The following is a 12,541-nucleotide window of genomic DNA, read 5'->3' as shown; positions in this document are numbered from 1 at the left end:
CTCATCGGCAGCCGGGCAGAATCGCGGCGTGCACACGGCCTCGGACGAGCTCGGTCGCGGCCCGGTCGTGCTGCGGCGGTGGCGACGCGGGGACGCCGAGGAGCTCTACCGCGCCGTGCGCGAGTCGATCGAGCACCTCGCGCCGTGGATGGCGTGGGCGGCACACGGCTACGCCACGGCGGCCGCCGCAGCGCTCACGTCGGAGGCGTTCCGCATCGGCGCCGACCGGGTCGAGATCGTCCACGACCTCGCCAACGTCGCGAGCGGTGCGAACCCGCGGCGCCTGGGATTCCGGGAGGTGGACCGGCGGGCGCCGCAGGAGGAACGCACGGCGGGCGAGGTGGGCGTCGACGTGGTGTGGCGCCTGTGCGCCGCCCGATCAGGCGATGGTATGACGGTTCCCGGCATGAACAGTCACCTCTGACGGTTCGGACGGGAGCAGGATCTGTGGACATCTCCGACAGCGTCGCGGTCGTCACCGGGGGCGCATCCGGCCTCGGGCTCGCCACGACGAAGGCGCTGGTGGCCGCCGGAGCGAAGGTCGTGATCATCGACCTGCCGGGCTCGCCCGGGAAGGAGCGGGCCGCCGAGCTCGGAGACGCGGTGCGGTTCGCGCCCGCGGATGTCCGCAGCGAGAGTGAGGTGGCGGCGGCGCTCGACGTCGCCGACGCCCTGGGCCCGCTGCGGGTGGCCGTCAACTGTGCCGGCACCGCCAATGCGATCCGGGTGATCGGGAAGAAGGGTGTCTTCCCGCTCGCCGACTTCACGCGGATCATCGAGATCAACCTGATCGGCACGTTCAACGTGCTGCGGCTCGCCGCCGAACGCATGGTGGCTCACGATCCCGTGGGTGAGGAGCGCGGCGTCATCATCAACACGGCGTCGGCGGCCGCGTTCGACGGCCAGATCGGCCAGGCGGCCTACTCCGCGTCGAAAGGCGGGGTGGTGGGAATGACCCTGCCGATCGCCCGTGATCTCGCCTCGATGTACATCCGGGTGGTCACCATCGCGCCGGGCCTGTTCGACACACCGTTGATGGCCGGCCTTCCCGAGGAGGCCAGGGCGTCGCTCGGCGCGCAGGTGCCGCACCCGTCCCGGTTGGGCGACCCTGCCGAGTTCGGGGCACTCGCGGCGCACATCGTCGCCAATCCGATGCTCAACGGCGAGGTCATCCGGCTCGACGGCGCGATCCGGATGGGCCCGCGCTGACAGCGGTTCCGGCCGGCGGGGACGGGCCGGCATCCTGTGCCGAGTGCCGGCCCGTCCGGGTCGATCACGCGGGTACGCGGTCCAGGAAACCGTGCACGGTGGTGACCCTGCCGTCCGCCGCCACCGCCACGACGTCGAAGCCGATCACGAGCGGCTCGGCCCCGGCCGGACCGAGGCCCCACTGAAAGCGGCACACGTCGTGGTGTGAGTCGACATCCCCGATCTGCCGGAATTCCATCCCGGGGAATTGTTGCTGTACTCCGGCGATCAGGGCATCGAGCCCGTCGGTGCCGCTGACGTCGGCGAGCGGGTCGACATAGCGTGCGTCAGGCGTGAATGCGGCATCGATCGCGGCCTTGCGGGCCGCAGGGTCGGTCTCGTTCCACGCGGCCAGGTAGGCCTGGACCAGATCGGTGCCGGGAGTAATGGTGGCGGGCATCGGGAGCCTCCGGTGTTCACGGTCGGACATGACACGAAGACCTTCGCCCGGCCACGGTGGGCCGGTCGATCACCTCGGAGGTAATGCTCGCGGTCAGAGCACCTGAATTCGCTTACCGCCGGTGCGGACCACGATGTCGCGGAATGTGGCCCGGCCGGTGCCGTGACCGAAGTGGCTCACCGCGACGAGTCGCAGCGACCGGATGCGGGCCGGGGCAGGACCGATGAACCGCTCGTGGTCGGCCTGCACCGCGCGCGACTCCCGTCGCCACCGGCCGAGCCCTGCCGGCCCACGGCGCACGGGAACATGCGTCTCGGTCCAACCGGGGACGGGGCAGTCGAAGGCGTCGTCCTCGGGCTGCAGGGAGGTGCTCCAGAACCAGTTGATGCTGGGTTCGGGTCGGCCCTTCGCCGCGGGCCCTGCAGCGAAGACCGCCGCGATGCCGAGGAGGTCGTGGGTCCAGACCGTGTTCTCCGGGACCCTGCCGGGCAGTGCCTCGACCCGCCAGCTCCACTCGATGATCGTGTCGTCGCCCAGGACGACGTCGACGTCCTTCTCGATGACGCCGGCGTCGTCATCGCAGACGACCTCGATCATCGGCCTGCCCTCGGCGACGGCGTGCCGGTAGATGTCGGCCGGTCCGGTGGCCAGGAGGTAGGACCAGCCGGCCGGTGGTACGACGGGGTGGAGCAGCCGCCGCCGCTCCGCCTCGGCGAGCCGGGGATCGGTGATGCCGGGCGGTAGTGCGGCGAGGCCGTCGACCGGATCGACACCCCGCGGCCAGCGCAGCACTGTGACCGCCAACGACCCTGGGTCGCATCCAGGGGAGCCGCAACCGTCGGCGCACGTCATCGGGGTGAGCGTGCCGGACCGGTCGGCCCAGGCGCCGAGGTGGACACAGAGCTGCAACGGCCCCGAGTGGTCGACCACGACGGTGGTGGTGTCCTGGGTGCAGCCGAAAACGTCTCCACCCGGGACACGGCCCCAGAGGTGATACTTGGGGCCGCCCCAGTGGCTTGCCGACCACGTGATGCGACCCGACCCGAGCAACGTGACGCGGTCGCCACGATCTACATGGATGCCGGTGCCGGTCCAGGATGGATCGTTTCCCGGCAGCACCATGTGCACGGCAGCCGGTTGGATCATCGACCCAGCCTGGCATACCGCGACGCCCGAAGGGCGCTAACAGATGTTCAGCTTCTGTGTCAGTGGCTCTGGTGGTAGGCCTCGAGCACGTTGGACGGGATGCGGCCCCGCTCCGAGATCTTCATGCCCTGCGTCTGGGCCCATTCCCGAATGGCCTGGTTCTGCTCACGGTCGGTGCTCGGGCGGGCCGGAGCCGCACTGCCGCCCGAACGACGGCGGCCACCGGTGCGGCGGGCAGCGGAAACGAACGGCTCCAGCGCCTCACGCAATCTGGCGCTATTGGCCGCCGAGAGGTCGATCTCGTAGGACCTTCCATCCATCGCGAACTCGATCTGCTCCTCGGCCTCGGTGCCATCGAGGTCGTCGACGAGCGTGACCGTCGTCTGCTTGGCCATGTGCGCTGCCTTTCAGGGGGCTCCGGGTACACCGAGGTGCCCTCGATGTCCTACGAGGGTTCCACGGTTCCGAACAGGGGTGGGTGTCAATTGCGAGCACGATAATAAAGGAGTGAGGTGCCCATTGTCGATCGGGGTCGGAAGGTTCCTTGGCGACCGGGTCCATCCTCGCCCGGGCCGCCGGGCCATTCCGGCCGAATGGGATCGCCGGGTGCCGGAAAAGGCCCGGTCAGGGCCACTACTGCCGAGGTGTGGGTCGACGTGACTAGGCTCGAGGCGTGGCTGTGACGGTCGAGCGACGAGCACGAATCCTGCTGGTACGGATGGAGCGCGCGGCCAAGCGCAACGCGATCGACGCGGGTATGACGGCCGCACTCGACGCGGCGCTCAACGAGCTCGACGACGATCCGGAGCTGTGGGCCGGTGTGCTCGCCGGATCGCCGGAAGCCTTTTCCGCAGGTACTGATCTTGTGGCCGGAGCGGGTGGCCCAACTGCTCGGGGCGGCAACTACGGCGTCGTCCGGCGTGATCGTTCGACCCCTCTGGTCGCTGCTGTGGAGGGCATCGCCTACGGCGGCGGATTCGAGCTCGTTCTGGCCTGCGACCTCGTGGTGGCCGCGCGGACCGCACGATTCGCGCTGCCGGAAACCGCACGCGGACTCGTGGCCAACTGCGGTGCCCTGTTCCGGGCGCCCCGGGCCCTGCCGCGCAACGTCGCCAACGAGATGCTGCTGACCGGCGAGCCGCTGGGCGCGGAGCGGGCGTGGTCGCTGGGGCTGGTGAACGCGCTGGTCGAGCCCGGTGAGGCGGAGGCCGCGGCGCTGGCCCTCGCGGAGCGGGTGTGCGCCAACGCCCCCGTCGCCCAGCGCGCCACGCTCGGAGCGGTCTCCGAGGTGGTGGCCGATGAGGAATCGCGCGGATGGTCTGCCACGGAACGGGCCCAGATCATGGTGAACATGTCGCAGGATGCCGGCGAAGGGGTGGCCGCGTTCCGTGAGAAGCGCGCGCCCCGCTGGAACGGGCGGTGAGAGGACTGATGCAAATAGTGCGCCCGATGATGGCGTGGCGTCGAACCATGGGGACCGTCGGAAGATGACCGTCTCGGGATGACGGTCCCGAGAAGACGGTGTGCGTGGCACTCCTCTGCTGCGTCGGCGGCGAGAACTGATGTCCCGAGATGTGGTGTCGGAGTGCGGTGTCGAGCCTGTTACCGGCCCGGGTCCGGGTGGGCGGTAGGGGGCGGTCAATGGGAGTCACGCTCTCGTTTGTCACAGGAGATTCACAACCGCCCGACCCGGATGAGCAGATGCCGGGAGAGTTGCGACCCGGCCCCGCCGCCCCGGCAACCGGACACCGTTACGGGACGGTGACCCAGCCGAGACGGCAAGGATGCGGGATGTGGGAGCGGGCATGGCAGTGGGCCGAGCCGGAATGCCCGTCGCCCGGCCGCTATCGACGGGCGGAATGGGTGGAGGGCGCAGCAGAACCACCGGGGCTTTCCCGTTCTCGGGTGCCGACCCGACGCTCGAACCCGCCCCGGCCGGAGCTCCTTCGACGATCATTCCCGCCGGATCAGCCGGGCAAGCACGGTATGTACCTCGTCCGCTTCCGGCGGATCGGGTGCGCAGAAACAACGCAGGAAGAGTCCGTCGACAGCCGCGGCGACCCCGGCACGCTCGATCGGGTCCGCCACGTACGGAGCCAGGAATGCGTCCAGACCCTCGGTCCACCGCACCGCCTCCGGCTGGAGGGCCGGTCGCCGCCCGGCCATGAGGAACAGTTCGTACTCGGCCGCGACGTGGGCCCGGCGCGAGCCGGTGCTCTCGGAGATCAGGTGGGCGAGCTGTGCCAGAGGGTCGGCGGCCGCAGCGCACTCCTCGAGCCGCTGTATGTAGTCGTCGTTGGAGGCGGTGAGCGCCGCGACGAGCAGATCGTCGACGGCGGGGAAGTAGTAGGTGACGGTGCTGGGCGGTACGTCGGCCTCCTGCGCCACCACGCGCTGGCTCGCCGCCGCCAGCCCGTCGCGCTCGATCACCCGCATCGTCGCGTCGATGAGCAGGCGCCGCCTGCGCTCGCCCTTGCGTCGTCGGCCGTCGGTGGACTCGGGGAGGGTCATTGCTGAGCTTGCGGATGGTGGGCGCCGAGCTCGAGGGCGAGTACTCCGGCGATGACGAGTGCGATCCCTGCAACCTGCACCCACGTCATGCTCTCACCGAGGAACACGGCGCCGATGATCGCCACGAGCGCGACGCCCACGGCCGCCCACACGCCGTAGGCCACGCCGATCCCCATGCCGCGGGTGAGTGCCTGGGACAGCATCGCGAACGCCGTGATGTAGCCGATCACCACGACGATCGACGGCACGAGGCGCGTGAACCCCTCGGACAGCTTGAGCGCCGTGGTGGCGGCGACCTCCGTGAGGATCGCGCCGGCGAGGAACAGCCACGGCACCGCCATCACCTCCATGAGAACCCTGAGCGTCCAGGCTAGCAGAAACCTGATCGAACGCTCAGGTTGTTGCTCGGCGTGCGGCGGAAGCGGGAGGGCACTGGCGGGCACGCGATCGCCGCCGAGCGGTGCTCTTCTCGCCGGACCTCAGGCCCTCGGCCGTCGCCCGAGCCGGCGGGCCGGTCGCCGGGTGGCCTCGGCCGGGACGCGCGGGGCGGGCGGCAGCGTCACCGCGATCTCCCCGCCGAGCCGGAAACCGGGTGCGAGATCCAGCTCGTCACCGCTCCAGAAGCGCCCGGGGTCGTACCAGCTGGGACTGCGCGGCTCGGCCAGGAGCCCCATCTCCTCGTAGGTGACGGCGACGACCTCCGCGCAGTAGGCGGTCTCCAGGCCCGGCGACGGGTCCCGGCCGTCGCGCCGCCGGAGCAGGTGCGGTGCCCGGCCGCGCAACCAGCGGCCGGCGAGGCGTGCCATCGAGGGGAACGGTGTGCCGTCGAGCCGCGCGACCGTGCGCAGCGCCGCGTCCTCCATCTCGCGGGTCAGCGGGCCGTCGAGCTGCCGCAACCAGGCGCGCTGGCCGTAACGGTGGCCCCAGACCAGCACTGCGTCACGGAGGTCGTGCAGCTGTACCCCGCGCTGGTGCGTGCCCGACCACAGGTCCGGCAGCGAACGGCCGAGCTCGGCGTGCCACATGAGGGGCGGCAGGTCGTCGACGACGATGGCCATGCCCACATGGTTGACCGGGGCATTCGTCAGTCCTCGGATGGCGCGGTCGGCCGGACTGCTGCCCCGGAAGATCCAGACGTCCCCGGTCCGCGCCAGCTCGCACGCCCGGTCGAGAGTGATCACGCTGGCCGGCACGGCCGGTAGGTTATCCGGATGCGGTGGTGGAAGTGGCTGGGCCTGGCCGGGCTCGCGGGAGTTGCGGCCACCGGGGTGGTCACGGTGCGGGCCGAGCGGCGCCGGCGGGCCTACTCGCCGGAGGAGATCAGGTCACGGCTGCACGAGCGAGTGGCTGCGGCCGCCGACGTACGCTCCGACCATGGAGAAGAGGAACGCGCGACGACTCGGTCGTGAGGTCGGCATCGTCGGGCTCGGTTGCTGGCAGCTCGGCGCCGACTGGGGCCGGGTGGACGAGTCCGATGCCCTCGCGGTACTGCATGCGGCGGCCGACACCGGCGTCACCTTCTTCGACACCGCCGACGTCTATGGGGACGGTCGCAGCGAGACGCTGGTCGGCCGGTTCCTGCGGGAGCGCGACGACGAGCGGTTCGTGGTGGCCACCAAGATGGGCCGGCGCGTCGAGCAGGTGCCGGAGAACTACACGCGCGAGAACTTCCGGGCCTGGAACGACCGTTCGCGGGCCAACCTCGGCGTCGACACGCTGGACCTGGTGCAGCTGCACTGCCCGCCCACGCCCGTCTACTCGCGCGACGAGGTCTTCGACGCGCTCGACGAGCTCGTGGCCGACAAGCGGATCGCGGCATACGGCGTGAGCGTCGAGCGGGTGGACGAGGCTCTCACGGCGATCGCGCGGCCCGGCGTGGCGAGCGTGCAGATCATCCTCAACGCGCTGCGACAGAAGCCGCTGGACCAGGTGCTTCCCGCGGCGGACGAGGCCGGCGTCGCGATCATCGCCCGGGTGCCGCTCGCGTCCGGCCTGCTCTCGGGGCGCTACACCGCGGCCACCACCTTCGGTCCCGACGACCACCGCACCTTCAACCGGCGCGGCGAGGCGTTCGACGTGGGTGAGACGTTCGCCGGGGTGCCCTACGAGGTCGGGCTCGAGGCCGTCGAGCGGCTGCGGCCGCTGGTGCCCGCGGGGGCGACGATGGCGCAGTTCGCGCTGCGCTGGATCGTCGATCTCCCGCAGGTGACCGTCGTGATCCCCGGCGCGCGGAACGCGGAGCAGGCGCGCGGCAACGCCGCCGCGGCCGACCTCGCCCCGCTGGACGAGCAGGCGCGCACGGCGATCCGCGAGGTCTACGACGAGCTGATCCGCCCGCACGTCCACGACCGCTGGTAGGTCGGCGCCCGGGCTGCCGACGCACAGGAAAGCGTGTGCGGCTGCCTGCGACGACCGGGACCGGCCGTCGCAGGCAGGGTGCCGGGGATTCGGGGTGGACGGGCCGGACAGCGCTACGTTCCGTTCCTCAGGGATCGGTCGGGCTGATCAGGCGGCGTCGTCGCAGGCCGTGGCGGCGGATTTCCGGTCTGCGCCGGGAAGAACTCGCCCGGCTGGCCGGGGTGAGCGTGGACTACTACACGCGCCTCGAACAAGGCCGCAGCCGCAGCGCCTCCGCGGAGGTCCTCGACGCGCTCGCCACCGCCCTGCGCCTGGACGACGCCGAGCGCAGCCACCTGCATACCCTCGCCCGACCCCGGCCCGCCCAGCGCCGCCGTCCCCGCCCTCAGCGCGTCCACCCCGCCACCTGGGACCTGCTGGACACCCTCCAGCAGACCTGCCGCCCCGGCTTCGTCCTCGGGCGGCGTCTCGACGTGCTGGCCAACAACCCGCTCGCCGGACGGCTGATCACCGACTTCCGCGCGCTCCCCGCCGCCGAGCGGAACCAGGCCCGCTTCGTCTTCCTCGACCCGCACGCCCGCGAGCTGTACCGGGACTGGACCCGCGTCGCCACGGAGACGGCCGCCATGCTCCACCTCGACGCGGGCCGCCACCCCGACGACCCGGCATTGAGCGCCCTGATCGGTGACCTGTCCATACGCAGCGAGGAATTCCGAAGCTTCTGGTCGGACAACAAAGTGCACCGGCGCACGACCGGCACCAAGGACTACCACCACCCGCTCGTCGGTGACCTCACCGTCACCTACCAGGCCCTCACCCCCGGAGACGATCCGGACCAGATCCTCATCGTCTACGGCACCGAACCCGGCAGCCCGCCCGAGACCTCCCTGCGCTTGCTCGCCCAATGGAACAGAGCGGCAGCAGGTACCGGCAGTGTCACAGCGCAAGCCCCGGTAGCGCACGACTGACGCGAGCCTGCTCGGGTCGGGGTGCGCTACAGGTTCGCGGTTGCTTCCTCCAGGTACTGGGCGAACTTCTTCCGGGCCGCTTCGGTGCGGGTGGGGACGTGCTCGGTGGGCACGTCGGTGGGGGTGTAGCCGCGCAGGATCCGGCGCGCCACCGTGCTCTTGTGCACCTCGTCGGGGCCGTCATAGATCCGGGCGGCGCGGGCCGCGCGGTACATCCCCTCCAGCGGCAGGTCGCCGGAGAAGCCCAGTGAGCCGTGCACCTGGATCGCGCGGTCGATCACGTCGTGGAGCACCTTCGCGCCCCAGTACTTGATCATGGCGATCTCGACGCGGGCGTTCGACGCGCCCACCTGGTCCATCGTCCACGCGGCGTGCAAGGTCATCAGGCGCGCGGCCTGCATCTCCGCCGCGGACGTGGCGACCCAGTCCTGCACCATCTGCTTCTCGGCGAGGACGGAGCCGTGGGTGTACCGGCTCACCGCCCGCTCGCACAGCATGTCGAACGCGCGCTTCGACTGGCCCAGCCAGCGCATCGCGTGGTGGATGCGGCCGGGGCCGAGGCGCTGCTGAGCGAGCCGGAAGCCGTCGCCCGGGTTGCCGACCAGGTTCTCCTTCGGCACGCGCACGTCCGTGTAGAGGATCTCGGCGTGTCCGCCGTAGAGGTCACCGCCGACCGCCGGGTGGTCCATCACCGGGATGTCGCGGACGATCTGCACGCCTGGCGTCTCGACCGGCACGATGATCATCGACGAGCCCTGGTAGGCCGACACGTCGGGGTCGGTCACCGCCATGACGATCAGGAAGTCGGCGTGCGAGGCGTTCGACGAGAACCACTTGTGCCCGTTGATCACGTAGTCGTCGCCGTCGAGCACCGCTCGCGTCGAGAGCAGCGTCGGGTCGGCCCCGGCCCCTGGTTCGGTCATCGAGAAGCAACTGCGCAGCTCTCCGCGCAGCAGCGGGTGCATCCAGCGCTCCTTCTGCTCGGGGCTCCCGCCGATGGCCAGCAGCTCCGCGTTGCCGGAGTCGGGCGCCTGGTTGCCGAAGATCCCCGGTGCGTAGCGGCATTGGCCGAGGATCTCGTGCATCAGCCCGAGCCTGACCTGTCCGAACCCGCCGCCGCCGAGCTCGGGCGGCAGGTGAGCCGCCCACAGGCCGCGCTCCTTCACCTGCTCCTTGAGTGGTGCGGTGATCCGCGCATAGGTCTCGCGGTCCAGATCGAGGGTCTCCAACGGAATGATCTCCTCGCGGACGAAGCCGCGCATCCATTCGAGCTGTGCCTCGAACTCCGGTTCCGTCGAGAAGTCCCACGCCATCGTCCGCGCCTCCGCATCGTCGCCGGGGGATCGGCTCGTCCCCTCCAGGGCCATCGTGCCCCGGGGCCCCGGCCCGGCGATAGAACTGTTTTGGAGCGGTGCTCTAGAGCCGGGCGTCAGTGGGCCGCGCGATGGCCGAGGGGTGTACGGGCGGTGGATACGGTGATCAGGCAGCGCGGGTCCGCCCGGCCGTCGACGTCAGGACGCGCCTGCACGCCAGGCGCGCACCCGGTCCTCGGCCCGCCGTGCACTCCGCGCCGCCGCCACACGGTCGGCCTGCTCCGGTGAGGCTGCGTGCTGGGCGACGGCGCGCTCGGCCTCGGCGAGCTCCCGGGCGGCGACCACGTCCGCCGCGTCCCGGAAGACGGTGGGCAGGGGCACCTCCGGCTCACTGCGGGGATGGCGTTCCGCGTAGTACGGGTTGTCGTCGGGCAGCCCGCCCGTGTACCGGCCGTACGCGCCGAGGAACAGCAGGAGCGCGCCCGCGATCAGGCTGAAGATCACGTTGGGCATCCGGAACGCGAGCAGGTTCATCGGGGTGTTCAGCACGAGCACGTTGCCCAGGCCGGAGAGGATGAACGCCACCCCCACGATGACGGTCACCGTGGAGGCCGTGCGGCCGCCGCGCATGGCCGCCGCGATCAGGATCGCGCCCACGACCAGCGAGATCACCGAGAGCAGACCGTTGGACGAGAGCCCGAGCACGGGGGTGCCGTTGGTGGTGAACGGATCCAGCCGGTTGACGAGGCCGAGGATGCCGAACACCCACAGCCCGAGACCGAACAGCACCGCGCCGACGCGGTGCACGGCGTCGAGACTCCCGTGAGATTCGCGCCATACCCTGTTCATGACGAAATGGTGCGACGACCCGGACGCGGGCGCGAGTCGATCTCGCCCTGGCGTGGTCCGAGCGCTGCAGGGTCGGCCGGGACGTCGTGCGCAGCGCCTCCTCAGGAGGCTCAGTGACGGACGCGGCTGCGCACCGAGCTGGAGATGAGCGCGATCCCGCCGATCAGCACCAGCAGCCCGATCACGAACCACGTGCGGGACCCGGTCATGAAGCTGCCGCCCAGCAGGTCGGCCCCCTGCAGAGTCCACACCCCGCCGATGACGAACAGGAGCACGCCGAGCGCGCCGAGCACCACAGGAAGCCACCGGGTCATGACGCTGATACTCCACCTGATGTACGTGCGAGGGGATAGGTGTTGTCCGGCTCACGGTCGCCTCGGCCGGACGGCAGCAGGTCGAACAGGTTCCACACGGGCGTGAGCAGGTCCATGCCACGCGGGGTGCCGTCAGGGAAATCGGCGGCCTGGGTGAGGACATGACGCACTGAACCGGCGTCCCGGTCGCGGACGTGCACGCTGAACGCCGGGAACAGCGCCCCACGGGAGCCGGCCACCCCGAGGTCGTCGAGGAATGTGGTGCCGGCAGCGGAGACCAGTCGCACCCGTGACCAGCCCCGGACGCGCGCCCAGCCGCGAAGGGCGGGGAGCGGGGCGGGAGCCATCACGGCGAAGGCGGTGCGCTGGGCGATGTGCCGCTCCACCCCGTCGAGGCCGTCGACGAACATCGAGCACGCCGCGCAGGCGGCGTTGTCCTCGGGATGCAGCATCAGGTGGTAGATGACCAGCTCGTCGTGGTCGCCGAAGAGCTCGTCGAGCGTGACGGGGCGCTCGGGCCCGTCGGCGGCGAGGTCGGCCGGGCCTTCGAGGAACCGGTGGTTCTGCACGGCGGCCCCGAGTGGCAGCGCGCGGCGCATCGCGGCCACGGCCTCGATCCGGTCCCGCAGCTCGGCCTCGGCCCGGCGCAGCTCCGATCGTGCCCGGCGGTACTCCTCGCTCGCGCCGGCCGGCCAGAGCCCGGGCGCCTCGCCCTCGACGTGCAGGGTGATGCTCTTGAGCTCGGTCCACCACGGAGCGGGGGTGCCCGATGTCGCCGTGTTGCTCGATGTCGCCGTTTCGCTCGGTGTCACTGATCCTCCTCGGCGATCGCCTTGATGTCGGCCAGCCGGGCGTCCCAGAAATCCTCGACGAACGCGCGCAGCTCGGCGAGAGCATCCGGGCGGGCGCGGTAGAACCGCCGGGTGCCTTCACGTCGTTCGACGAGCAGTCCGGCACCGCGCAGTACCCGCAGGTGCTGCGAGACGGTGGGTCGGGCTACGTCGGGGAACTGCTCGGCGATCGCGCCCGCCGGGAGTTCCCCGTCGCGCACGAGCCGGAGGATCTCGCGCCGTCGCGGTTCGACGAGGGCTTCGAGGACGGCCTGCATTCGAGGAGCGTAGACCATCACTTACGTAAGCGCCAGGCTACTTTCTGGCTAGGCCTTGTCCTCGTCGGTGGCCGGGCGACCGGGTTCGGGATCGGTCGTCGCAGGCGCGGTGCCGGCCCGCAGTTCCGCCTGCAGGATGCGGGCGGAGCGGCCGAGGCCGCGCGCCGCGTCGGGCAGCTTCTTGGCCCCGAAGAGGAGAACCACCACGCCGATCACGATGAGCCAGTGCCAGGGGCTGAGTTCGCCCATTTCTCCACCCTTTCGCAACGCTGTTTCCGCAGTGCCGTCCTGTGGTGCACTGGAGGGACCTCTCGAGTGTGCTCCTG

18 protein-coding genes are annotated in these 12,541 nt (G+C 70.9%); 6 read left to right on the top strand and 12 right to left on the bottom strand.

Translation table 11 applies throughout. The features are described 5' to 3' along the window. Positions 1-28 precede the first annotated feature (28 nt). Positions 29-424 (top strand): hypothetical protein, encoded by a 396-nt coding sequence (locus ACQPZQ_RS26030; protein ID WP_433284860.1) that lies wholly within the window; start codon positions 29-31, stop codon positions 422-424. A gap of 23 nt (positions 425-447) precedes the next feature. Further along, on the top strand, positions 448-1,209 hold the full coding sequence (locus ACQPZQ_RS26025; protein ID WP_433284859.1) for a 3-hydroxyacyl-CoA dehydrogenase: 762 nt from the start codon (positions 448-450) through the stop codon (positions 1,207-1,209). A 64-nt stretch (positions 1,210-1,273) separates the two neighbouring features. Here ACQPZQ_RS26025 and ACQPZQ_RS26020 read toward each other — a convergent pair whose 3' ends face one another. The 3 genes from ACQPZQ_RS26020 to ACQPZQ_RS26010 form a co-directional block, all read right to left on the bottom strand. Then, positions 1,274-1,648, bottom strand: coding sequence for a nuclear transport factor 2 family protein (locus ACQPZQ_RS26020; protein WP_433284857.1), 375 nt, complete (start codon positions 1,646-1,648; stop codon positions 1,274-1,276). 93 nt (positions 1,649-1,741) lie between these two features. Continuing rightward, positions 1,742-2,794 carry a DUF3047 domain-containing protein gene (locus tag ACQPZQ_RS26015; protein WP_433284855.1) on the bottom strand — a complete coding sequence of 351 codons (1,053 nt, stop codon included), beginning with the start codon at positions 2,792-2,794 and terminating at the stop codon, positions 1,742-1,744. 59 nt (positions 2,795-2,853) lie between these two features. After that, positions 2,854-3,189, bottom strand: a complete 336-nt coding sequence (locus ACQPZQ_RS26010; RefSeq protein ID WP_241039082.1) for a histone-like nucleoid-structuring protein Lsr2 — start codon at positions 3,187-3,189, stop codon at positions 2,854-2,856. Between the two features lie 278 nt (positions 3,190-3,467). On the opposite strand from ACQPZQ_RS26010, the gene ACQPZQ_RS26005 reads away from it, so the two are divergent. After that, the gene (locus ACQPZQ_RS26005) at positions 3,468-4,217 is read left to right on the top strand and encodes an enoyl-CoA hydratase-related protein (RefSeq protein ID WP_433284853.1); all 750 of its coding nucleotides are present in this window, start codon (positions 3,468-3,470) and stop codon (positions 4,215-4,217) included. 530 nt (positions 4,218-4,747) lie between these two features. On the opposite strand, the gene ACQPZQ_RS26000 is transcribed toward ACQPZQ_RS26005, so the two are convergent. From ACQPZQ_RS26000 to ACQPZQ_RS25990, 3 genes are all read right to left on the bottom strand, one after another. Next, on the bottom strand, positions 4,748-5,305 hold the full coding sequence (locus ACQPZQ_RS26000) for a TetR/AcrR family transcriptional regulator (protein WP_433284851.1): 558 nt from the start codon (positions 5,303-5,305) through the stop codon (positions 4,748-4,750). Beyond that, positions 5,302-5,646 carry a DMT family transporter gene (locus ACQPZQ_RS25995; protein ID WP_433284849.1) on the bottom strand — a complete coding sequence of 115 codons (345 nt, stop codon included), beginning with the start codon at positions 5,644-5,646 and terminating at the stop codon, positions 5,302-5,304. Before ACQPZQ_RS25995 ends, ACQPZQ_RS26000 begins: the two co-directional genes overlap by 4 nt. Before the next feature lie 138 nt (positions 5,647-5,784). Beyond that, on the bottom strand, positions 5,785-6,498 hold the full coding sequence (locus ACQPZQ_RS25990; protein WP_433284847.1) for a hypothetical protein: 714 nt from the start codon (positions 6,496-6,498) through the stop codon (positions 5,785-5,787). Positions 6,499-6,516: 18 nt separating this feature from the next. Between ACQPZQ_RS25990 and ACQPZQ_RS25985 the strand changes: the two genes are divergently transcribed. The 3 genes from ACQPZQ_RS25985 to ACQPZQ_RS25975 are packed head-to-tail and all read left to right on the top strand — an operon-like array spanning position 6,517 to position 8,631. After that, positions 6,517-6,714 (top strand): hypothetical protein, encoded by a 198-nt coding sequence (locus tag ACQPZQ_RS25985; protein ID WP_241039077.1) that lies wholly within the window; start codon positions 6,517-6,519, stop codon positions 6,712-6,714. Beyond that, a complete protein-coding gene (locus ACQPZQ_RS25980) occupies positions 6,680-7,663 on the top strand; it encodes an aldo/keto reductase (RefSeq protein WP_433284845.1) in 984 nt (327 codons plus the stop codon). The genes ACQPZQ_RS25985 and ACQPZQ_RS25980 overlap by 35 nt, the downstream gene beginning before the upstream one ends. A 35-nt stretch (positions 7,664-7,698) precedes the next feature. Then, on the top strand, positions 7,699-8,631 hold the full coding sequence (locus tag ACQPZQ_RS25975; protein WP_433284843.1) for a helix-turn-helix transcriptional regulator: 933 nt from the start codon (positions 7,699-7,701) through the stop codon (positions 8,629-8,631). A gap of 26 nt (positions 8,632-8,657) precedes the next feature. On the opposite strand, the gene ACQPZQ_RS25970 is transcribed toward ACQPZQ_RS25975, so the two are convergent. From ACQPZQ_RS25970 to tatA, 6 genes are all read right to left on the bottom strand, one after another. Beyond that, entirely contained in the window at positions 8,658-9,944 is a 1,287-nt protein-coding gene (locus ACQPZQ_RS25970) for an acyl-CoA dehydrogenase family protein (RefSeq protein ID WP_433284841.1), read from the bottom strand. Between the two features lie 198 nt (positions 9,945-10,142). Then, positions 10,143-10,793 (bottom strand): DUF4383 domain-containing protein, encoded by a 651-nt coding sequence (locus ACQPZQ_RS25965; RefSeq protein ID WP_433284839.1) that lies wholly within the window; start codon positions 10,791-10,793, stop codon positions 10,143-10,145. Between the two features lie 110 nt (positions 10,794-10,903). Next, the gene (locus ACQPZQ_RS25960; protein WP_433284837.1) at positions 10,904-11,107 is read right to left on the bottom strand and encodes a hypothetical protein; all 204 of its coding nucleotides are present in this window, start codon (positions 11,105-11,107) and stop codon (positions 10,904-10,906) included. Continuing rightward, positions 11,104-11,919, bottom strand: coding sequence for a DUF899 family protein (locus ACQPZQ_RS25955; protein WP_433284836.1), 816 nt, complete (start codon positions 11,917-11,919; stop codon positions 11,104-11,106). The genes ACQPZQ_RS25960 and ACQPZQ_RS25955 overlap by 4 nt, the downstream gene beginning before the upstream one ends. Beyond that, on the bottom strand, positions 11,916-12,215 hold the full coding sequence (locus ACQPZQ_RS25950) for an ArsR/SmtB family transcription factor (RefSeq protein WP_433284834.1): 300 nt from the start codon (positions 12,213-12,215) through the stop codon (positions 11,916-11,918). Before ACQPZQ_RS25950 ends, ACQPZQ_RS25955 begins: the two co-directional genes overlap by 4 nt. 48 nt (positions 12,216-12,263) lie before the next feature. Further along, positions 12,264-12,464: a Sec-independent protein translocase subunit TatA gene (gene tatA / locus ACQPZQ_RS25945; RefSeq protein WP_241039070.1), complete on the bottom strand. Its 201-nt coding sequence runs from the start codon at positions 12,462-12,464 to the stop codon at positions 12,264-12,266. Between the last annotated feature and the right edge of the window lie 77 nt (positions 12,465-12,541).

This window comes from Pseudonocardia sp. CA-142604 (assembly GCF_050948475.1).
Lineage (GTDB): Bacteria > Actinomycetota > Actinomycetes > Mycobacteriales > Pseudonocardiaceae > Pseudonocardia > Pseudonocardia alaniniphila.
This window is presented reverse-complemented; position numbering and strand designations above follow the sequence as displayed.

Coding starts and splice junctions, on each gene's coding strand:
- ACQPZQ_RS25985 (WP_241039077.1), top strand. CDS start 6,517: ATGCGGTGGTGGAAGTGGCTGGGCCTGGCCGGGCTCGCGGGAGTTGCG.
- ACQPZQ_RS25980 (WP_433284845.1), top strand. CDS start 6,680: ATGGAGAAGAGGAACGCGCGACGACTCGGTCGTGAGGTCGGCATCGTC.
- ACQPZQ_RS25995 (WP_433284849.1), bottom strand. CDS start 5,646: ATGGCGGTGCCGTGGCTGTTCCTCGCCGGCGCGATCCTCACGGAGGTC.
- ACQPZQ_RS25970 (WP_433284841.1), bottom strand. CDS start 9,944: ATGGCGTGGGACTTCTCGACGGAACCGGAGTTCGAGGCACAGCTCGAA.
- ACQPZQ_RS26020 (WP_433284857.1), bottom strand. CDS start 1,648: ATGCCCGCCACCATTACTCCCGGCACCGATCTGGTCCAGGCCTACCTG.
- ACQPZQ_RS25950 (WP_433284834.1), bottom strand. CDS start 12,215: ATGCAGGCCGTCCTCGAAGCCCTCGTCGAACCGCGACGGCGCGAGATC.
- ACQPZQ_RS26015 (WP_433284855.1), bottom strand. CDS start 2,794: ATGATCCAACCGGCTGCCGTGCACATGGTGCTGCCGGGAAACGATCCA.
- ACQPZQ_RS25960 (WP_433284837.1), bottom strand. CDS start 11,107: ATGACCCGGTGGCTTCCTGTGGTGCTCGGCGCGCTCGGCGTGCTCCTG.
- ACQPZQ_RS26000 (WP_433284851.1), bottom strand. CDS start 5,305: ATGACCCTCCCCGAGTCCACCGACGGCCGACGACGCAAGGGCGAGCGC.
- ACQPZQ_RS26010 (WP_241039082.1), bottom strand. CDS start 3,189: ATGGCCAAGCAGACGACGGTCACGCTCGTCGACGACCTCGATGGCACC.
- tatA (WP_241039070.1), bottom strand. CDS start 12,464: ATGGGCGAACTCAGCCCCTGGCACTGGCTCATCGTGATCGGCGTGGTG.
- ACQPZQ_RS25965 (WP_433284839.1), bottom strand. CDS start 10,793: ATGAACAGGGTATGGCGCGAATCTCACGGGAGTCTCGACGCCGTGCAC.